We start from the raw sequence: 19,343 nt of genomic DNA on the forward strand, positions 1-19,343 counted from the left end.
AATAGTAGGGGCGCCAACGGACCGCCGCAAACGGTCGCGTAGAATAGGGCTACATGTCCAAGGCCCGCCCGTCGGCCGTCCCAGAGGAGGAACGAGAAGGGTGTCTAACCCCTACGCCCGGCACAACGAGCAGAGCAAGGCGAACTTCGACCACGTCTACGACCTGCCTGACCCGAGGGGCTACTTCGAGGCTTTAGGCTCCCTGGACTACCTGGCGCCCGAGCACGGTCGCCGCCTCTTCCCGACCCTGCTGCGGGAGATCCGGGCGGAAGGCGGCCCGGCGGGCGTCCTCGACCTGTGCTGCTCCTACGGGGTGAACGCGGCCCTGCTCGGCCACGACCTGACCCTGGAAGACCTCTACTCCCGCTACGCCTCTCCGGAACTGGCCGACCTCCCGACGGAGGAGTTGGCCGGGATGGACCGCGCGTTCTACTCTGAACACAGGAACGGAGGGCGTACCGACACCGTCGGCGCGGACTCGGCCGCGAACGCCGTCCGCTACGCGCTGCGTGCCGGGCTGCTCGAGGCGGGCTTCGGGGAGGACCTCGAGACGGCTGAACCTTCGGGTGCCTTCGAGGGGTCCGTCGGGAACACGGGGCTCGTCACCGTCACGGGCGGCGTGGGCTACGTCTGGGAGCGGACCTTCGACCGCGTCCTGAACGCCGTTGCCAAAGCCCGTCCCGACGGACGCGTACCGTGGGTCGCGACCCTGCCGGCCCGCCTGGTGGACTACGGGCCGCTCTCGGTCCTGTTCTCCCGCCACGGCCTCGTCACGGAGAAGCTTTCCGCACGCACCTTCCCCCAACGCCGCTTCGCAGACGCCGCCGAGCGCGAACACGTCCTGCGGGAGTTGTCGAAGCTGGGCGTGGACCCGGCGGGTAAAGAAGAAGAGGGCTGGTACCACGCCGACCTCTACCTCTCCCGACCCGCCGAACAGGCGGCGAAGACGCCGGTGGACGAGCTGTTCGAGGCCTCCGGCGCCCTCGACTACTGACAACGGGCCTCCGGGCGTAAGCCCCGTCCCAGGGCGCCGCTCCGGGAAGCGGTCAGCGATCAGCTGTCAGCTTTCAGCAAGAGCAAATAGCTGACGGCTGAAAGCGCGGGTTGCGGGGGAATCGCCCCCGCAACCCGCTCTAGGCCGTGGCAAAGCGGCTTATGACGCGCTTCGGCCGGACGTCACCTAGCCCTTCGGCGAAGACGCGGTAGTAGGCGGCCTCCTCGCGGGTGCGCAGCGGCGGGTCGACGTCGTTCCGCTCGCGCTCGAATTCTTCTTCCGTGACGGATGCCTCCATGCGGTCCTTCAGGACGGAGGAGGCGCCGGAGCCGTCGCCGAACTGGGCCTTCTTGCGCCAGAGGAAGTCGTGGGGGAGCCAGCCGTCGAAGGCCTGGCGGAGGAGGCGTTTCTCGGGCTGGTCCTCGCCGGCGAGCTTCCAGCCGGCGGGGAGGGAGAGCCCGAGCGAGATCATGTCTAGCTCAAGAAACGGCACCCGCGCCTCCAGGCCGTGGGCCATCGTGACCCGGTCGGCCCGCTGCAGGTTCAGGTCGTGGAGCCCCTCGATGGTCCGGACGAGCTCCGCGTGCAGGTCCTCTTCGGTCCGGAAGTCCTCCAGGTACTCGTAGCCGGCGAAGATCTCATCGGCCCCCTCGCCCGTCAGCACGACTTTTACGTGTTTGGCCGTGAACTCAGAGAGTATGTAGTTGGGGACGGCGCTCCGCACGAGAGACGGGTCGAAGCTCTCGATGACCCGCACAACCTCGGGCAGGACGGCCAGGGCGTCCTCGGCGGTGTAGACGCTCTCGTGGTGCTCGGTGCCGAGGTGCTCGGCGACGGCCCGGGCCGCCAGCAGGTCGGGGGAGTCCTCAAGGCCCACGGCGAAGGTCTTGAGCCTCTCTCCCCGCCGCTCGTACCAACGCGCCGCGATGGCGGCGACGAGGCTCGAATCGAGGCCGCCCGAGAGAAAGACGCCGACGGGCACGTCGCCCATCATCTGCCGCTCCACGGTCCGTATGAGCCTGTCGCGGACCTTTTCGAGTATGCCGCCTGGGATGGGCGCCCCCGGCTCGCCGGGCCCGTCGAACGGCTCCAGATCCCCCTCCTCGGGCACGGCGCGGCCGAAGCGGACCAGGCCCTCCTCCGGCGTCCAGTAGTGGCCCGGGGGGAAGGACTCGACGGAAGGCTGCCAGTCCTCGTCGAAGGCCCGCATCTCCGAGGCGAAGCGGACGAGGCCATCGCGCTTAGCCCAGTAGAGGGGCTTTATGCCGACCGGATCGCGGGCCGCGATAAAGGTCCCGTCTTCGCCCGCGATGAGGAACGCGTACATCCCGAGCAGGCCGGAGAGGGCGTCAGGGCCGCGTTCGGCCACGAGCCTGAGGGCTACCTCGTTGTCCGAGCGGGTTGACATGCTCCGGTCTTCGAGGGTCTCAAGGATCTCCTCGTGGTTGTAGACCTCGCCGTTGCCGACGAGGTAGAGGCCCTCGTCCGGCTTGAGGAGCGGCTGCTTGCCGCCCTCGACGTCCACTATCGAGAGGCGCCTGTGGCCCAGAGTGTTGCCGGCCACCTCGACGAGGCCGTCATCGTCTGGGCCGCGGTGGGAGATCCGGCCCATCATCCGCGCAGCGGTCTCCGGTTCCATCGCGCCGTACCCGCCGACGATTCCGCACAAGGCCTTCTCCAGACTTCCGCTCTCCGGTCCGGGCTTATGTTACCCCCGGTCGCGAACGATTGTCATGCTACTTCTGGATAACCGGCGGCGCCTTCGGTCGCCCGATTCTTCGACGCGGGGCCGGTATCCCGGACGCAGCCCCAAGATTAAAATACGGGGGACGGTTGGCTGGTGGCGAGGGGGCACGGTTGGCGGAGGTGATCCGGGCAGACTTCACGGGTGGGTCTCCCATGCCCACCCAGGCCGTCGCGACGCTGAACCTCGGCCCGAAACCGGGCGATCTGGAGCACAACCTCTCCCTTGCCGAACGCGCCATCAGGGAGGCGAAGAGTCTGGAGCCCGACCTCCGGTGGGTGGTGCTTCCCGAGCTCTTTACCTGCGGCTACTCCGCCCTCGAGACGGTTCATCTGTCCGCCGAGGACGCGGAGCGCGGCGAGAGCGCCCGTTTCTTCGTCTCCCTGGCGCGGGAGCTCGGACTCTGCATCGCCTACGGGTTCGCCGAGACGGTACCCGGGTCTGTCACGGGCGTCTTCGACAGCGCCAACCTGGTGGGGGCCGGCGGCGTTATAGCCACCTACCGCAAGCGCAACCTGGTCGAGACTACGCCGGAATACCGCGTCTTTACGCCGGGGGTCGAGTTGCCGGTCGTGGAGGCGGGAGGGCTGCGGGTCGCGCTCGCGGTCTGCTGGGATCTTGGCTTCCCCGAGGTCGCGCGGGAGGCCGCGGCGCGCGGGGCCGACCTCGTCCTCGCCCCCGCCGCCTGGCGCGATCCCTGGGGAGCCCAGTACGGCCTCGCCTGCGCCGCCCGCGCCCTGGACTCAGGCATCCACCTCGCCAGCGCCAACCAGATAGGCGATTACCCCGAAGCCCGCTTCAGCGCTACGGGTCACGTCTACGGCCCCGACGGGGCCAGGATCTCCCACGGCTTCGGCGCCGCGAGCCTCGCCGACATGGACCCCGGCGCCCCCGAGCGCTGGCGCGGGTTCTACGGCGATACCCTTCCCGAACGCGAGAGGGTGTCGGTCGTAGGCGGAGAGCCGCTGGAGATAGAGCGGTCAGCGGTCAGCCCGCTCGGCCTTCGGCCTACGCTATCAGCTGTCAGCCGTTTATCTTTGGCTGATAGCTGATAGCTGAGAGCTGACAGCTGAGAGCTTCTCAGTCCCGGTCTCCGCCGGGCTTCTTTCTTCCCTCCCGCAGCTCGCGCCAGATGTTGCGCCCCACGAGAAAGAAACAGAGGCCTGCTACGGAGGCGATCACGAGCCCGAACACCGTCGTGGTGCCCGAGGGCTGCCCCAGCGCCGAGACCGCGAAGGAGCCGATCAGGACCAGGCTGACGGCGGCCAGCACCGCCGCAAACGAAACGACACCGATGCTGACCACCACACCCAGACAACCCGAACGCACCAGACTCCTCTCCGAGACGCCGCCAAACCGGCGATTCCGCGTAAATATACCCTCGCCGCCCCCCCTCGACCGTCGTCCGGCCGGCTCTTGACAATGCCCCCTATGTGTGTAAAATACCAGTTTGGCAAGTTCCTGAAAACAGCCTGTATCCCCGGATAACACGATTTCCGAGTGCTGAATAGTGGGGCCTCTGTGGCGAGGCGTGGTCCGCGTCGTCCTTGGGGTGTTCCGGCGGACGGGCAGCGTAATTTAACACGGGGCAGAGGAGGGTCGCAATGGCGGTAATACAGACAAGAGGGCGGCAGACAGAGCGGACGTCGGAGACGCCGGATCTCATACCGGGCTACTTCGCGCGTATCGACAAGGGCAACCTGTTGACGCACAAGCAGGAGATCAACCTCTCCAAGAGGGCGAAGGCCGGCGACGATGGCGCCCGCAAGAGGCTCGTCGAGAAGAACCTGAGGCTCGTGGTGAGCGTCGCCAAGAGGTACCGCGGGATGGGTCTGCCTTTCGAGGACCTGATCCAGGAGGGCAACGTCGGCCTCATGCGGGCCGTCGAGAAGTTCGACCCGGACCGCGGGTGGAGGTTCTCGACCTACGCGACGTGGTGGATCCGCCAGGCCGTGCAAAGGGCCGTCGCGGATAAGGGCCGCACGATAAGGGTCCCCGTCCACATGGGCGACAAGATCCGGAAGATGGCCCGCGCCTACAACGAGCTATCCGCGCAGTTCACCCGAGAGCCGACCGACGAAGAGGTCGCGCAGAAGCTGGAGTGGACCGTCGACGAGGTGCTCGACGTCAAGAGCGCCATGCCCGACGCCACCAGCCTCAACCAGCCGCTCTCCTCCGACGGCGACGGGTCCGAGCTCGGCGAGCTCATCGAGGACGAGCGCGCCTCCGAGGTTGCCGGCGTGGTTATAGGGGACATAGAGCTCGGTTCGCTCAAGGAGGCCGTCGAGCGGCTGCCCGAGCGTCACCAGCACGTCCTGATCCGTCGCTACGGCCTCGGCGACCGCGACACCGCGACGCTGGCCGAGCTCAGCGACGAGCTCGGCATCTCCCGCGAGCGCGTCCGCCAGCTCCAGCGCGAGGCCGAGCGGATGCTCGCCAGCGGCGAGTTCGGCGCCGTTCTACGCGGGGCCGCGTAGGAGGAGCTGTCAGCTCTCAGCTGTCAACTTTAAGCAAAAGCCTGTAACGCAAGGGGTCCCGTTCGATGCGGGGCCCCTTGCGTTGTCTGACGAGGCCTCGTTGGGACGGTTTGCGAAGCGTTCTTATGATTGGTCGATTTTTGCGAGGACCGGGTAGTGGTCGCTTGGGTAGGGCGGGCGATCTGCTCCGTCGCGCAGGATCTCGTGTGAGAGGACGCGTAGGCGGTGGGTCGGGTCTTTGAGTAGAACCCAGTCGATCCGGCGCGGGCCGCGCTTCGGGTGCGGGTCCCGGAAACCCGCTCCCTCGAACGCGTGGAAGGTGTTTGCGCCTTCGTCGTCGCTGTTGCCGGCGGCGAGGTAGGTGTCCACGAAACCCCCGCGGACGAAGTTCTCGTAGGTTGGCGTTCCGGGACGGCAGTTGAAATCGCCCGTGACGATGACCGGGGTCTCGGGTCCGAACCGCCGCAGCAGCCCGTCCAACTCTCTGACGATCAGGGCGCTTCCCTCCCTGCGGGCCGGGGCGCTCTTGTGGTCGAGGTGGGTGTTGAGGTGCAGGAGGGGGAGGCCGGTCTCTTCCAGGCCGAAGAGGGTCCAGTTCGCGGAGCGGGTAACCCTCGTCTCCCAGCTCCGGGAGGGTTTTTGCGGCGTCTCGCTCAACCAGAAGCCGCCCGATTCGACGGGTTCGAGACGATCCGGGTCGAAGAGGACGGCGTTGAAATCGTGGGGCCGAACGTTCCCGTACCTGGGTCCCTTGAGTTGTTCATAGCGGGGGAGGTTCTCGCGGTAGGCGGCGAGGTTGCCTCGCTGGCATTCCTGGAGGCCGATCAGGTGCGGCGCGTGGCGTTCTATGGTCGCGACGTTCGACGCGGCCCGGTTGGACCAGGAATGTTCGGTGCCGAGGTCGCGGAACGACCCCCTGACGTTGAAGCTCATCACCTTTAGCGTCTGCGCGTCCAGCCCGGAACCCCCTTCACATCCGCGACGCGGTCTTCCGTACTATATATACTGCCTGCCATGATCGGGGAGAGAGACGGGAAGGTCGCGGAAGGGCTGCACGCCGCCCTCGACGGGGAGCTCGAAGGTTACCTGCGCACAGACGATGCCTCGCGCGCGATGTGGAGCACGGACGCCTCCATCTACCTCCGCAAACCGGCGGGCGTCGTGGTCGCCCGCTCCGAGAACGACGTGAGACTCGCGCTCGCCGCAGCCCGCGACCTCGGCCTCTCCATCACCCCGCGCGGCACCGGGACGAGCCTCGCGGGCCAGGCCACGGCCCCCGGCCTGGCCCTGGACGTCTCCGAGATGAACCGTGTGATCGAGGTCGACCTTCAAGGACGGCGCTGCGTGGTCGAGCCTGGGCTGGTGCAGGGGGAGCTCAACGCCCTCGTGGAGCCGCACGGCCTCGTCTTCGGGGCGGATACCTCTACCTCGGACGTCGCGACATTAGGCGGGATGGTCGGGAACAACTCCGCCGGGATGCGTTCGCTCGTGTACGGGACGACGGCCGACCAGATCCTCTCTTTACGCTGCGTGCTCGCCGACGGCGAGGTCGTGGACCTCAGGCCCATGCCGCGACGCGAGGCGCAAGAACGGGCCCGTTCCGAGGGTGCGGAGGGGCGGTTGTTGCGCGGGGCGATGGAGATCGGGGCGAAGTACGAGGGGGAGATCCGGCGCCGCTTCCCGGACATGATCCGGCGCGTCTCGGGCTACGGCCTGGACGCCCTGGTAGACCCCGATACCCTGGACCTGACGGGCCTGGTCTGCGGCTCGGAAGGGACGCTCGCCGTCGTCACGCGCGCCGCGTTCAGGTTGCACCCGCTGCCGGAGGCCCGCGCCCTCGCCTCCTTCGAGTTCGACACTTTGGCCGCCGCGGCCCGGGCGACCATGAAGTTCCTGGAGATGAACCCTTCAGCGGTCGAACTTCTGGACGACGTCGCCATAGGGCGCGCCAGGCAGACGCCGGCCTACAGGGACTCGACCCGCTTCTTGCAGGGCGGTCCCGACGCGGAGCCGCCGAAGGCGATCCTGCTCGTCGAGTGGAGCGGTACGGAAGGGGATCTGGACGAGAGGTTCGCCGGAATAGAGGAAATCGCGGACGAGGTGGGCGCCCGGTCGGTAGCACCCCTGCGCACGAAGGCCGAGATGGCCCAGACGGTGAAGCTCCGCAAATCAACCCTGCCGCTCCTGCTCGGCACCACGGACGAGGAGAAGCCCGTGGCTTTCGTGGAGGACGCGGCCGTGCCGCCGCAGCGGCTGGAGGAGTTCGTCAACCGGTTCGAGGAGATCGTCCAGGAGAACGGCACCTGGGCCTGCTTCTACGGCCACGCGAGCGTCGGGTGCCTCCACGTCAGGCCAGCCCTCGACACCAGCGACCCCGAGGGTGTGGCCAGGATGCGGCGCATCGGCGAAGAGGTGGCGGATCTCGTCGTCGAGTGCGGCGGGTCCATCTCCGGCGAGCACGGCGACGGCCTGAGCCGCTCGGAGTTCCTGGGGAAGATGTACGGGCCTGAGGTCCTGAAAGCCTTCTCGGAGGTGAAGCGGCTCTTCGACCCGCAAGGCACCCTGAACCCCGGCATCATCGTCGACCCCCCGAAGATGGACGGCCAACTCCGGATAGGGCCGGGCCGCAGGCGGCTCCCGCTCGCCACGGGCCTCGACTTCTCCGAGCAGGGCGGGTTCGCGAAGGCGGTCGAGCTCTGCAACGGGTCGGGCTTCTGCCGCAAGAAGACCGGCGGCACGATGTGCCCGTCCTACATGGTCACCCTGGACGAGCAGGACACCACCCGCGCCAGGGCGAATATGCTCAGATCCGTGCTGGAGGGCACGCTTGCGCCCGAGGAGATGACCGGGGACAGGATGCGGGAGGTGATGGACCTCTGCGTGGGGTGCAAGGCGTGCAAGACGGAGTGCCCATCCCAGGTCGACGTGGCCAGCATGAAGACGGAGGTCCTCTACCAGTCGGGCAAGAAGCACGGCTTCTCCATCCGTCAGAAGGCGGCGGGACACATCCGGACCCAGCTCGCCCTCGCTTCCCGCGCGCCCGCGCTCTTCAACTTCGTGGGCAGGAGCGGCCTGGCGCGGCGCTTCGCCGCCCTCGCCGGCATAGACCCGCGCCGTTCCCTTCCAGGCGTGGCGTCGGAGACTTTCTCGAAACGGTTCCCTGGGTTGCCGCAAGGCGAAGGCCCGGTGGAGGTCGCGCTCTTCAACGATACGTGGAACGAGTTCCAGCGGCCCGGGATCGGGGAGGGCATGGTGCGCCTCTTCGCCGCCGCCGGCGTGAAAGTTTTGCTCCCCGAGGTCGTCTGCTGCGGCCGTCCGATGCTCTCGGAGGGGCTGATCGAACCCGCCCGAAAGAACGCCAAACGCAACCTCGACCTCCTGACGCCCCTGATCGAGCGCGGCGTCCCGCTCGTCGGCCTCGAACCCAGCTGCATCCTGACGATGCGCGACGACTACAAGAAGCTCCTGCCCGACGACCCGCGCGTCGAGGGCCTGGCGGAGGCCACGCGCCTCTTCGAGGAGGCGGTGCTGGATCTGGAGGTCGAGTTACCGCTGCAGGACGGCTCCCCCGTGCTCCTGCACGGCCACTGCCACCAGAAGGCGCTCGTCGGGACGGGGCCGACGGAGAGGGCGCTCGCGCTCGCACCGGGTACCGAGGTCGAGGTCGTCGACTCCGGGTGCTGCGGGATGGCGGGGCTCTTCGGCTACGAGAAGGGCCACTACGAGGTCTCGATGAAGATGGGGGACAGGAGGCTCTTTCCCGCGGTGCGCGAGGCCGAGGGTAAGGTCGTCGTGGCGCCCGGGACGAGTTGCCGCGAGCAGATCCGGGACGGCACGGGCCGCCAAGCCATGCATCCGGCCGAGTACCTGGCGGGCCTGCTTCCCGCCTGAGACGATCCGGTAGGGACGGGGCTCCACGGTCTCCGTCGCCGGGCGGGAGAGGTCTTGAGGTGTTCGCGATTTGGGATACTTTTCCAGGGTCGGGGGCCGTATCCCGGCTGGCCGCGGTGTTCGTATTCGCGACCATCGTCGCCCTGGCCGCTTTTCTCGGCCTCATTCGGGACCCCCGATCCGCTTCGGGGAACCTGGCGGGCGTGTCGCGGGAGGTCGTACCCGGAGAGCGCCGGGTGGGCAACTTTATAGTCGACCTGGAGGATGGGCGCGACGGCGCCGTCGTCAGCGTCGCCCACGCCTCCGAGCCCGGGCGTGATCTCTGGAGCAGCGTTCCGGGGGAGAGCTTCGTCTCGGCGGCCAGGGGTGAGGAGACTGTCGAGGAACGGAACGGACACTTCTCCGTCGAGGACGAGGTCGAGGGTTTGCTTCCGGATCAGACGATAGACGCCCTCCGAAGGAGAGACGGAAACCTCGTCCTCTCCGGCAGGCTGGTGGGAGGTTCGGGAAGCGTGGCCTACACGGTGGCGTTCTCGGCTGTTGACGGGAACAGGCTCCGGTTCGAGGTCGAGGTGGACGACCCCTCTTACGACCGGGTCTACCTGACCTACGCGACGCGGCCGGAAGAGCGTTTCTTCGGCTTCGGAGCCCAGTACACCTACTCCGACCTCAAGGGACACGAGGTGCCGGTCTTCATCCAGGAACAGGGGATAGGGCGGGGCCTGCAGCCGTTGACGTGGGGGGCAGACTGGCAGGCCGGCGCCGGCGGCGACCCGTACACGAGCTACGCCAGCGTGCCGCACTATCTCACGAGCGAGATGCGCTCCCTCTTTCTGGAGAACTACGAGTACTCCTCGTTCGACCTGCGCGACGAGGAGAGGGTCAGGGTCGAGGTCTTCTCCCCGCGGATGAAGGGGCAGATCCTAAGCGGCGACACGCCGGCGGAGCTGATCGGGGAGTACACGGAGTACGCAGGCAGGATGCGGCCCCTGCCTGACTGGATCCTCTCCGGCGCCGTCGTCGGTATGCAGGGCGGTTCGCGGAGGGTGCGCGAGGTCCGAGATAGGCTCGAAGCCCTCGACACGCCCGTAGCCGCCTTCTGGCTGCAGGATTGGGTTGGGCAGAGACGGACCAGCTTCGGGACGCAGCTCTGGTGGAACTGGGAACTGGACGATAAACGGTATCCGGGCTGGGACCGGCTCGTCGCAGACCTGCGGCGGGACGACGTGAGGGTGATGACGTACGTGAACCCCTTCCTCGCCGATCCTTCCCGAAAATCGAATCTCCGGCGCGACCTGTTCGCGGAGGCCAGGGCCCAGGGTTACCTGGTCGAAGATCGGGACGGCGGGCCTTACATGATCGAGGCCGGCGACTTCTCGGCCGCGATGGTGGACCTGACCAACCCCGAAGCGCGGGATTGGATCAAGGGGGTCATCAAGGAGAACCTCTTGCGGGAGGGGGCCTCCGGATGGATGGCGGACTTCGGGGAGGGGCTCCCCTACGACGCGGTGCTGCACTCGGGGGAGAGCGCGGCGGCCTACCACAACCGCTACGCCGAGGAGTGGGCCGAGGTGAACCGTGAGGCCATCCGGGAGGCGGGGCGCGAAGACGAGATCGTCTTCTTCAACCGTTCCGGTTTCACCAGGAGCCCCGGCGAGAGCACCCTGTTCTGGCTCGGGGACCAGCTCGTCAGTTGGGACGAACACGACGGTATAAAGAGCGCCGTTACCGGGATGCTCTCGAGCGGGTTCTCCGGCTTCAGCCTGCAACACTCGGACATCGGGGGTTACACCGCCATAGACAACCCCGTCCTGAGATACCACCGCTCGGGGGAGCTGCTGAAGCGCTGGACGGAGCTCGCCGCTTTCACCACGGTCTTCCGCACCCACGAGGGCAATCGTCCGGGGATGAACCACCAGTTCTATTCGAACGGCGAGAGCCTGGAGCACTTCTCGCGCTTCGCGAACGTGCACGCCGCATGGGAACCCTACCGGAAGGATTTGGTGCGAGAGGCCGCCGAGACCGGGCTACCCGTCGTCCGGCATCCCTTCATCAATTACCCGCGGGATGCGGAGGTCCTGGATCCGGAGCATCAGTTCATGGTCGGGCGGGAGTTCATGGTGGCGCCGGTCCTGGATCCCGGCGAAGAGACCGCCGAGCTTTATCTGCCCGCGGGGCGCTGGGTTCACCTCTGGTCCGGACGGGAATACGGTTCCCGCGAAAGAGGCGAACGCCTGACGGTCGAAGCCCCCATCGGAGAGCCGGCGGTTTTTTTCAGGAAAGGTTCCCGGGCGGGGGAGGCGTTCCGCCGGGAGCTGGGCGAACGGGGACTGCTCTGACGCGGTTATACTCGAACCGAGACCCTGTTTACAGGACGGCGCGATACGAACCGGAGGGGGGAAGATGCTGGCGATGGACCCGATGTGGTTCGCGTTCCGCGGAGATCGGCTGCTCGTGCTCGAAGGAGACGCGCCGCTCGTACCCAGGGCATCCACCCTCGAAGAATTCGGGATTGAGGCCTCCTACCGCCAGCCTCTGGGTTCCCTGAACGGAAGCCCGTGCTGGGCCGTGGAGGTGCCGGAAAGCCTAGACGCGCCGGACGGGATGACGTTCCGGGATCTGCGTGAGATCTTCGCCGCGGTGGACGAGGAGTTCTTCGCGGTCGCGGGGCGGGCCAAGCAGATCGTGGGCTGGCACGCGACGCACCGCTTCTGCGGCCGGTGCGGGGGAGAGACGGAGATCGCCTCCGGCGAGCTGGCGATGCGTTGTGCGCGGTGCGGGATGATGCACTATCCGAGGGTCAGCCCGGCCGTGATCGTTCGCGTCCGGCGCGGGGATGAGATCCTGCTCGCGCGCTCCCCCGGCTTCCCGAAGGGTATGCGCAGCGTGCTCGCCGGCTTCGTGGAGCCCGGAGAGTCGATAGAAGAGACGATCCATCGCGAGGTGCGCGAGGAGGTCGGCCTTGAGGTCGAGAACCTGCGGTACTTCGGAAGCCAACCGTGGCCCTTCCCCAACTCGCTCATGATCGGCTTCACGGCTGATTACGCGGGCGGCGAACTGACGCCCGAGCCGGGCGAGATCGAGGCCGCCGACTGGTACCGCGCCGGCGACCTACCCCAACTGCCCCCGAAGGTCAGCATCGCCAGGCGCATGATCGACGACTTCGTCGCCCGGAGCGGCGGCTCCTAAAGGGGCGTCCGCTGGTGGGATGGAGTAAATTGGACTTCATGGATCCCAGGTACAACATCTCCAGCGGGACGGAGTGGGAGCGGGTCGTCGGGTATTCGAGAGCCGTGCGACGGGGCCCCTTCGTCTACGTCTCCGGGACCACTGCCACCGACGGCAGCGGCGGCTTCGTCGGCGTGGGGGACGTCAGGGCGCAGACGGTGCAGGCCCTGAGCAACATAAAGGTCGCGCTGGAGGCGGCGGGCGCCGAGCTCTCGGACGTGGTGCGGACCAGGATCTTCGTAGTAAACATCGAAGACTGGGAGGTCGTCGGCAGGGCCCACGGCGAGTTCTTCGGGTTCATACGGCCGGCGACCAGCATGGTAGAAGTCCGGCGCCTGATAGCGCCCGAGATCCTGGTCGAGATAGAAGCCGACGCCCTGGTAGCTGTCAGCCCTTAGCTTTCAGCTTTCGGGTTGGTGGCCGAGCCCATGGCTTGATGTGTACTGAAATCCCCAAGACGTTCCGAAACGACGGCTCTCGGACCGGTAAAGGCTATCGGGAAGATGCCTACCTCTCGCTGCGGACCCCGAGCCTCGTCAGACCGGAAATAGCTGACGGCTGAGAGCTGATAGCTCTCTACCCTATCTCCGAGGCGCGGCCTGCTGCGTCTTCGAGGGCTTCCAGGGCCGAGGCCTGGTCCATACCCGTGCTGCGGAGGAGGTCCACGGCGGCGGAGCGGACCTGGCCCACGAGGACGCTGATGGCGAGCTCGTGCCGGTCTTCGAGGACCTCGGTCGCCCGGCGGGCCGCGTCGAGCGCGTGGCGGCGGGCATCGCCAGGACCGCCCGGTTCGTCCAGAAACGTGTTCAGGGCCTTGACCGACCGGGAGAGGTCGAGGACGGCCTCCGGCAACTTGTCCGGGATGTCGTCCCCGCGCCTGGTGGCGTTTGCCGCGCCGCGGGCGAGGACGCGGGTGTTTATGACGGCAAGCTCTATGCGGGAGCCCGCGCTCGCGTAGAACTCCAGGTGGCGCAGCGACCGGCGGCGGGTGGGGGAGAGCCTGGCCGTCTCGTGGCCGGCCTCGAGCGCCTCGTTGAGGTTCCTTACCCGATCGTCCATCTCGCGGGCGCGCAGGAGGGTCTTCTGGCCGCGGGCGGGATCTCCGCTCTTCAGGACCGCCGCTATCTCGACCAGCAGCGCGGAGAGCTCGTCGAAGACCGGGGCGGCTGCCCGCTCGACCAGGCGCTCCGGGTTGACGGGGAAGAGGTAGCTCACCAGCAGGGCGACGGCGCCGCCGACCAGGGCGTCCAGGAAACGATCCGGTGAGAAGACGGCGTCGGGGGGTTGCAGCACGACCACCAGGATCGCCGAGACGGCAGCCTGGTTTACCAGGACCGTACCCCTGCCGAAAAAGATCGCCGCCGCCATCGCAAGGGGGACGACCACCGCGATCTGCAGCGTCCCCGTCCCGATGACGAGCACGATCAAATCCGCCACCATGAGCCCCACCGCGACCCCGAACACGAGCTCGACGGCCCGCCGGGGCCTGCTGCCGAGCGTGATGCCGAGGCAGATCACGGCCGCTATGGGCGCGAAGAAGGGCCTCTCGTGCCCGAGCACTACCTGCGCCAGAAAGAACGCCAGGCTGGCCGCCGCAGCCGACTGCGCGACCGCCCAGACGTTTACCCTCAGCCGCGTAACGCCGTCGCCGAAACCAGCCCTGATCTTCGTGAGCAAACCCACCCCTTCCGCGGGCTTTTCCGCCCCGCAGGACCATGTTACTCCTCAGCCGAACCCAGGTACACGGGACCGTACTGCGTCGGCGAGAGATACCCTGGTCGTTTACCCAACCCGGAGCGTCAGACCGGGACACCCCTCACTGACCAGAGCTCACGACACGAACTCAGACTGGATGGCATCGAAGGTACGGAGCCAGACCTCGGCCGGCTGGCCGCCTGAGACGGCGTAGCGGCCCTCTACGACGTAGAAGGGGACGCCGGTGATGCCGAGCCGCGCCGCGGTCTGCTGGCTCTCCCACACGCCCTCGATACCGACACCCCCGGAGAGAAAAGCTCCGACCTCCCCGGGGTCGAGCCCGGTTTCGACGGCCATCGCCGCCAGGTCTTCGGCGTCGTTGAGGTCGCGGCCTCCGGCGAAGTAGCCGCGGAAGAGGGCGTCGGCCATCTCCCACTCCTTGCCGCGGTCTGCGGCGTAGAGGATGAGGCGGTGCGCGTCCACGGTGTTCGGGGCGCTGGCGACGCGGTCGAAGTCGAAGCGGGCGCCGTCGGGTTCTCCGGCCGCCGACACGTGGGAGAAGGCCCGCTTCATGTTCTCCTCGCCCCCGAACTTGCCCACCGCGAACTCGCGCCACGGCAGCCCGTTTTCGGGCATCTCGGGCCTCAACTGGAACGGCCGCCAGCGCCTCTCCACGTCGAGATCCGGGCGTTGGCGCAGCGCTTTTTCGAGCCTTTTCTCCCCGACGTAGCACCACGGGCAGACCACGTCGGCGTAGACGTCTATCTTCATTCGCTCTCCTCTATTGCGACCCTAATCGACGCGGAGCAACACTTTGCCGGTCGTGCGGCGCCCCTCGATGGCCCGATGCGCCTCGGACGCCGCTTCCAGCGGGAAAGCCGCGCCCCCGACGACCTTGAGGTCGCCGCTCCGGAGGTACCCGGAGATGGCCTCCCTGGCGTTCGCGGCCGCGCCGGGCCGGAGCCAGGGTCCCCCGTAACCGCTTACGGTCTGTCCCTTCATGTTCAATTGCCACATGTCAGGCGGCCGTAATCCTTCACCGCCCGCCGCCCCGAAGGTCACGAGCCGCCCCAGCGGCGCCAGGCAATCGTAGGCGCCCGCCCCCAGCTCGCCGCCCACGGACTCGAGGGCCACGTCCACTCCCCGCCCGCCCGTCGCGTCCATGACGTCCTTGATCCAACCTTCTCCGGTGTAGTCGAAGGCGTGATCCGCACCCAGAGACAGCGCCAGGTTCAGCTTCTCCCGGCCCCCCGCAACCGCGATGACGGGGGCCGCCCCGGCCAGCTTCGCGAGCTGCACCGCGAGCGTCCCGACCCCGCCTCCGGCCGCCATCACGAGCACGCCGTCTCCTTGCTGGACCCGCGCGGAGTCGTGCAGCACGCCGTAGGCGGTCAGCCCCTGCACTAGCAACGCGCTCGCGTCGGAGAAACCCACCCCCTCGGGCACCTTCACCACGGACTTCGCATCGGCGACCCCGTACTCCGCATACCCACCAGAGGGCAAGACGGCCGCTACCCTGTCCCCTTCGGTCACGCCTTCGACTCCCTCACCGACGGCCGCCACCGTGCCGGCCACCTCGAAGCCCGGCGTGTAGGGGAGGTCCATCGCGTGTGGCCCGCCCATCATGCCGGCCCGCATCCCCACGTCCGCGTAGTTCACGCCCGCCAGGGCCACCTTCACGAGAACCTCACCGGTTCCGGGCGCCGGCTTCTCCACCTCTTCGAGGCGCAAGACCTCCGGCGGGCCGGGTTCGTTGACTACTATGGCCTTCATGCCCCTCCGCTCCTAGTAGCTGACGACCGGCATCCGCCCCAGGTGGGCGTCGTCGGTGAGCTGATCCAGCATAAAGTCCGCCAGATCGGCCCGGGAGATGCTGGTCCCGCTGTTCTTGCCGACGAGGCCCACGCGATACTGCCCCTTTTTCTCGCCCTCGGTCAGCCTGGGACCGCGCACGACCACCCACTCGAGCCCGCTGGCCCGGATCACCGCGACGTGCCCCTCGGCGTCTTCGAGCACGTCCCTTTGCAGGGTCTTGAGCAGCAAACCGAAGACCTTGTCCACAAGCTTCGGCTCGTCCCCCTCGGTCCTTACCCCAGCCCCCGTCAAGCTGACGAGCCGGCGCGCCCCATGCTTCTCCATCGCCGCGACGATGTTGGCCGTCCCCCTCGTCTGAACGTCCTTCGGCGACCCCTTCGCGTGGCCGAGCGCGCTCACCACCGCGTCCTGCCCCGAGACCGCCCTCTCCACCGCCGATGCGTCAGTGACGTCACCCCGAACCACAACCAGCCTATCGCGGGAGACGCCGAGCCTCGACGGGTCCCTCGCGAACGCCGTTACCGCGTGTCCCCGCTCCAACGCCTCCTTCACCAGGGGACGGCCCGTTCTACCCGTCGCACCGAAGATGGCCACCTTCACAACCGCACCCGCCTCTCTTTACGCCGCACCGTTTCCCTGTTAGAGTGTCGGACAAATGTCCGCTTAAAGATGGTATAGGACAAATGTCCGTTTGGCAAGGGAGGCGGAAGGGATGTTGGGGAGCGAGACGGGTAGGGCCGTGAGGAGCGACGCGGTCGAGAACCGGCGGAAGATCCTGGACGCTGCGCGGGAGGCTTTTGCGCAGCGGGGTGTGGACGGCACGAGCATGCACCAGATCGGGCGTTTGGCCGGGGTCGGGCAGGGGACACTTTACAGGCACTTCGAGCACAAGGGTGCGCTGTGTTCGGCGTTGCTCTCGGAGGAGATCGAAGGTTTCGTGGGTGAGATGCGGCGGCGGACCGAGGGCCGGGGGTCGGCGCTGGGGCGGTTGAAGTGGTTCTTGGGTTGGGTGGCGAAGTTCAACGAGCAGAACGGGGAGCTGCTCGGGGCGATCCGGGACTCTGCCGCGGGCGGTCGCCGCGTCGAGCTCTACGGCAACCCGTTCTACGAGAGGCTCAAGAACACGGTCGTCGGGCTTCTCGACGAGGCCGGGGACCTCGGCGAGGTCTCCCCGGACCTCGACACCGAGTGCCTCGCCGACACCCTGCTCGCCGCGCTCAACGTCGACCTTTACCTCTACCAGCGCCACCAACTCGGGATGGAACGGGAGCGTATAGTCGGCGCCCTGCGCTCCGTGCTCGACGGCCTGCGGGCCAGCGCGTAGGGAGGCCCGCGCGGCGCCGTGAACGCGGGGGCTCTGCGAAGGGGGAGCCGGACATATAATCCGCGCCAGAGCGACCGTATGAGCGAGAGGGAGGTTCGGCGATGGGCCGTCAACGAGTAGAGCCGGGCCCCGGGCAGGAATCCGTCTGGGATTATCCCCGTCCGCCGCGGATGGAGGACGTCGAGGAGAAGGTGAAGGTGGTCTTCGGCGGGGTAACGCTGGCGTACACCAGGCGGGCGAAGCGGGTGCTGGAGACGAGCCATCCTCCCGTCTACTATATCCCGCCCGAGGACATCAGGATGGAGCACCTCAAGCCATCGGGCGCCACCTCCTACTGCGAGTGGAAGGGGCGGGCAAGCTACTACGATATCGTCACCGAGGAGCGAGCGGCGGAGCGGGCAGCGTGGTTTTATCCGGATCCCACGCGTTCTTTCAGGGACCTCGAAGGCTACGTGGCCTTCTACCCTTCAAAGATGGACGCCTGCTGGGTGGGCGGGGAGAAGGTCGAGGCGCAGGAGGGGGACTTCTACGGCGGCTGGGTCACGTCCAACATAGTCGGACCCTTCAAGGGTGCTCCGGGCACCTGGGGCTGGTAGCTTGCCCCGGAGACTCTCCGACCTCCGCAAGGAGTACACCCGCGCCGGGCTGACGGAATCCGACGTGGACCCAGATCCCGTCCGGCAGTTCGGGCGCTGGTTCGACGCCGCGCTCGCCGCCGGACTCCACGAGCCGAACGCCGTGACCGTCGCCACGTCCACGTTAGACGGCCGTCCCTCCGCCCGCGTCGTGCTCCTCAAGGGTTTCGACGAACGGGGCTTCGTCTTCTACACGAATTACGAAGGGCGCAAGGGGCGCGAGATCGAAGAGAACCCCCGCGCCGCGCTCCTCTTCTACTGGGGAGAGTTGGAGCGGCAGGTACGAATAGAAGGCTCAGTATCGCGAGTCTCCGAAGAAGAGTCCGATGCCTACTACGCGAGCCGTCCGCGCGGCAGCCGTCTCGGGGCGCTCGCCTCCGAGCAGAGCCGGGTGATCGGGGGCCGCGAAGTTCTGGAGAAGCGGGTCGAGGCTTTAGAAGCCGAGTACGAGGGCCGCGACGTGCCGCGTCCGGCGTTCTGGGGAGGGTACCGGGTCGAGCCCGAGGTTATCGAGTTCTGGCAGGGGCGGGAGAACCGGCTGCACGACCGGATCTTCTACCGCCGGGAAGACGGGGGGTGGAAGATAGGGCGTCTTCAGCCGTAGCGACGAGGTGGAGCGGGGCGCTCCGGCTTGCTGCTAAGATGGGTTTCGGTTGACCTTGTATCCGCGGTAGAGGAGGGTTTTCTTGAAGCTGGTCACGTATTCGGTTGGGGGCGGGGCGCCCGAGGTCGGGGTCGTCGAGGGGGACGAGATCCGGCCCCTCGGGCACGAGAGCATGATCGACTTCATAGGACACGGCGGGAGTCCCGAGCCCGGCGAAGACGTGGTGAAGCTGGCGGACGCGCGGTTGCACGCGCCGGTGCCCAGGCCGGGCAAGGTAATCTGCATAGGCCTCAACTACGAGGACCACGCGGAGGAGACGGGGGCGCCCATACCGGAGAAGCCCATCGTCTTCGCCAAGTTCGCAAACAGCGTCGTAGGACCGGGCGAGCCCATCGTCATACCCCCGATCACGAGCCAGGTCGACTACGAGGCCGAGCTCGCCGTGGTCATAGGCAAGACGGCCCGCAACGTCCCGGAGTCTGAGGCTATGGACCACGTCTACGGCTATACCAACGCGAATGATGTCTCCGCGAGGGACATACAGCTCGGCGAGGGCGGGCAGTGGACGCGCGGCAAGGCAATCGACACGTTCTGTCCGTTGGGTCCCTACCTCGTCACCCGCGACGAGGTGCCGGATCCCCAGAAGCTCTCGATCCGGTGTACCTTGAACGGCGAGACCGTCCAGGACGGGACGACGGACAAGATGATCTTCCCCGTCTCGGAACTCGTCTCCTTCCTCTCTACCGGCATGACCCTGGAACCCGGCGACGTCATCATCACGGGCACGCCCCCCGGCGTCGGCATGGCCCGCGACCCGCAGCTCTGGATGAAGCAGGGGGATGAAGTTACGATAGAGGTAGAGGGCCTCGGCGCCCTCACAAACCCCGTACAGGCGGAGTAGAGCCGGTCGGTCAGTCAGCCGGTCAGCTTGTCGGC

General features: G+C 67.4%; 18 protein-coding genes. 11 read left to right on the plus strand and 7 right to left on the minus strand.

Features of this window, described 5'->3' with window-relative positions; translation table 11 throughout:
- Nucleotides 1-100 precede the first annotated feature (100 nt).
- Nucleotides 101-994 (plus strand): hypothetical protein, encoded by an 894-nt coding sequence (locus GBA63_RS04690; protein WP_207957078.1) that lies wholly within the window; start codon nt 101-103, stop codon nt 992-994.
- Nucleotides 995-1,133: 139 nt separating this feature from the next.
- Here GBA63_RS04690 and asnB read toward each other — a convergent pair whose 3' ends face one another.
- A complete protein-coding gene (asnB, locus tag GBA63_RS04695; protein ID WP_207957079.1) occupies nt 1,134-2,663 on the minus strand; it encodes an asparagine synthase B in 1,530 nt (509 codons plus the stop codon).
- Nucleotides 2,664-2,860: 197 nt separating this feature from the next.
- On the opposite strand from asnB, the gene GBA63_RS04700 reads away from it, so the two are divergent.
- The gene (locus tag GBA63_RS04700) at nt 2,861-3,790 is read left to right on the plus strand and encodes a carbon-nitrogen hydrolase family protein (RefSeq protein WP_228282460.1); all 930 of its coding nucleotides are present in this window, start codon (nt 2,861-2,863) and stop codon (nt 3,788-3,790) included.
- Nucleotides 3,791-3,818: 28 nt separating this feature from the next.
- On the opposite strand, the gene GBA63_RS04705 is transcribed toward GBA63_RS04700, so the two are convergent.
- Nucleotides 3,819-4,067, minus strand: a complete 249-nt coding sequence (locus GBA63_RS04705; protein WP_166173915.1) for a hypothetical protein — start codon at nt 4,065-4,067, stop codon at nt 3,819-3,821.
- Nucleotides 4,068-4,342: 275 nt separating this feature from the next.
- Between GBA63_RS04705 and GBA63_RS04710 the strand changes: the two genes are divergently transcribed.
- Entirely contained in the window at nt 4,343-5,215 is an 873-nt protein-coding gene (locus GBA63_RS04710; RefSeq protein WP_166173917.1) for a sigma-70 family RNA polymerase sigma factor, read from the plus strand.
- 123 nt (nt 5,216-5,338) lie between these two features.
- On the opposite strand, the gene GBA63_RS04715 is transcribed toward GBA63_RS04710, so the two are convergent.
- Nucleotides 5,339-6,148, minus strand: coding sequence for an endonuclease/exonuclease/phosphatase family protein (locus GBA63_RS04715; protein WP_166173919.1), 810 nt, complete (start codon nt 6,146-6,148; stop codon nt 5,339-5,341).
- Between the two features lie 81 nt (nt 6,149-6,229).
- On the opposite strand from GBA63_RS04715, the gene GBA63_RS04720 reads away from it, so the two are divergent.
- The 4 genes from GBA63_RS04720 to GBA63_RS04735 all read left to right on the plus strand — a co-directional run bounded on the left by GBA63_RS04720 (nt 6,230) and on the right by GBA63_RS04735 (nt 12,732).
- Nucleotides 6,230-9,106 (plus strand): FAD-binding and (Fe-S)-binding domain-containing protein, encoded by a 2,877-nt coding sequence (locus GBA63_RS04720; protein WP_166173921.1) that lies wholly within the window; start codon nt 6,230-6,232, stop codon nt 9,104-9,106.
- Nucleotides 9,107-9,222: 116 nt separating this feature from the next.
- A complete protein-coding gene (locus GBA63_RS04725) occupies nt 9,223-11,445 on the plus strand; it encodes an alpha-glucosidase (RefSeq protein WP_166173923.1) in 2,223 nt (740 codons plus the stop codon).
- Nucleotides 11,446-11,509: 64 nt separating this feature from the next.
- The gene (gene nudC, locus GBA63_RS04730) at nt 11,510-12,295 is read left to right on the plus strand and encodes an NAD(+) diphosphatase (RefSeq protein ID WP_166173925.1); all 786 of its coding nucleotides are present in this window, start codon (nt 11,510-11,512) and stop codon (nt 12,293-12,295) included.
- 38 nt (nt 12,296-12,333) lie between these two features.
- On the plus strand, nt 12,334-12,732 hold the full coding sequence (locus tag GBA63_RS04735; RefSeq protein WP_166179821.1) for a RidA family protein: 399 nt from the start codon (nt 12,334-12,336) through the stop codon (nt 12,730-12,732).
- 178 nt (nt 12,733-12,910) lie between these two features.
- Here GBA63_RS04735 and GBA63_RS04740 read toward each other — a convergent pair whose 3' ends face one another.
- The 4 genes from GBA63_RS04740 to GBA63_RS04755 form a co-directional block, all read right to left on the minus strand.
- A complete protein-coding gene (locus tag GBA63_RS04740; RefSeq protein ID WP_166173927.1) occupies nt 12,911-14,011 on the minus strand; it encodes an FUSC family protein in 1,101 nt (366 codons plus the stop codon).
- Nucleotides 14,012-14,164: 153 nt separating this feature from the next.
- Nucleotides 14,165-14,800 carry a DsbA family oxidoreductase gene (locus GBA63_RS04745; protein WP_166173929.1) on the minus strand — a complete coding sequence of 212 codons (636 nt, stop codon included), beginning with the start codon at nt 14,798-14,800 and terminating at the stop codon, nt 14,165-14,167.
- Between the two features lie 21 nt (nt 14,801-14,821).
- Nucleotides 14,822-15,802, minus strand: coding sequence for a quinone oxidoreductase family protein (locus GBA63_RS04750; RefSeq protein ID WP_166173931.1), 981 nt, complete (start codon nt 15,800-15,802; stop codon nt 14,822-14,824).
- A gap of 12 nt (nt 15,803-15,814) precedes the next feature.
- The gene (locus GBA63_RS04755) at nt 15,815-16,444 is read right to left on the minus strand and encodes an NAD(P)-dependent oxidoreductase (RefSeq protein ID WP_166173933.1); all 630 of its coding nucleotides are present in this window, start codon (nt 16,442-16,444) and stop codon (nt 15,815-15,817) included.
- Between the two features lie 112 nt (nt 16,445-16,556).
- Between GBA63_RS04755 and GBA63_RS04760 the strand changes: the two genes are divergently transcribed.
- The 4 genes from GBA63_RS04760 (at nt 16,557) to GBA63_RS04775 (ending at nt 19,308) form a co-directional block, all read left to right on the plus strand.
- The gene (locus GBA63_RS04760; RefSeq protein WP_166173935.1) at nt 16,557-17,168 is read left to right on the plus strand and encodes a TetR/AcrR family transcriptional regulator; all 612 of its coding nucleotides are present in this window, start codon (nt 16,557-16,559) and stop codon (nt 17,166-17,168) included.
- A gap of 101 nt (nt 17,169-17,269) precedes the next feature.
- A complete protein-coding gene (locus tag GBA63_RS04765) occupies nt 17,270-17,764 on the plus strand; it encodes a DUF427 domain-containing protein (RefSeq protein WP_166173937.1) in 495 nt (164 codons plus the stop codon).
- A 1-nt stretch (nt 17,765) separates the two neighbouring features.
- On the plus strand, nt 17,766-18,407 hold the full coding sequence (gene pdxH, locus GBA63_RS04770) for a pyridoxamine 5'-phosphate oxidase (RefSeq protein ID WP_166173939.1): 642 nt from the start codon (nt 17,766-17,768) through the stop codon (nt 18,405-18,407).
- A gap of 82 nt (nt 18,408-18,489) precedes the next feature.
- Nucleotides 18,490-19,308 (plus strand): fumarylacetoacetate hydrolase family protein, encoded by an 819-nt coding sequence (locus GBA63_RS04775; RefSeq protein WP_166173941.1) that lies wholly within the window; start codon nt 18,490-18,492, stop codon nt 19,306-19,308.
- Nucleotides 19,309-19,343 lie beyond the last annotated feature (35 nt).

The organism is Rubrobacter tropicus (assembly GCF_011492945.1).
GTDB classification, from domain to species: domain Bacteria; phylum Actinomycetota; class Rubrobacteria; order Rubrobacterales; family Rubrobacteraceae; genus Rubrobacter_D; species Rubrobacter_D tropicus.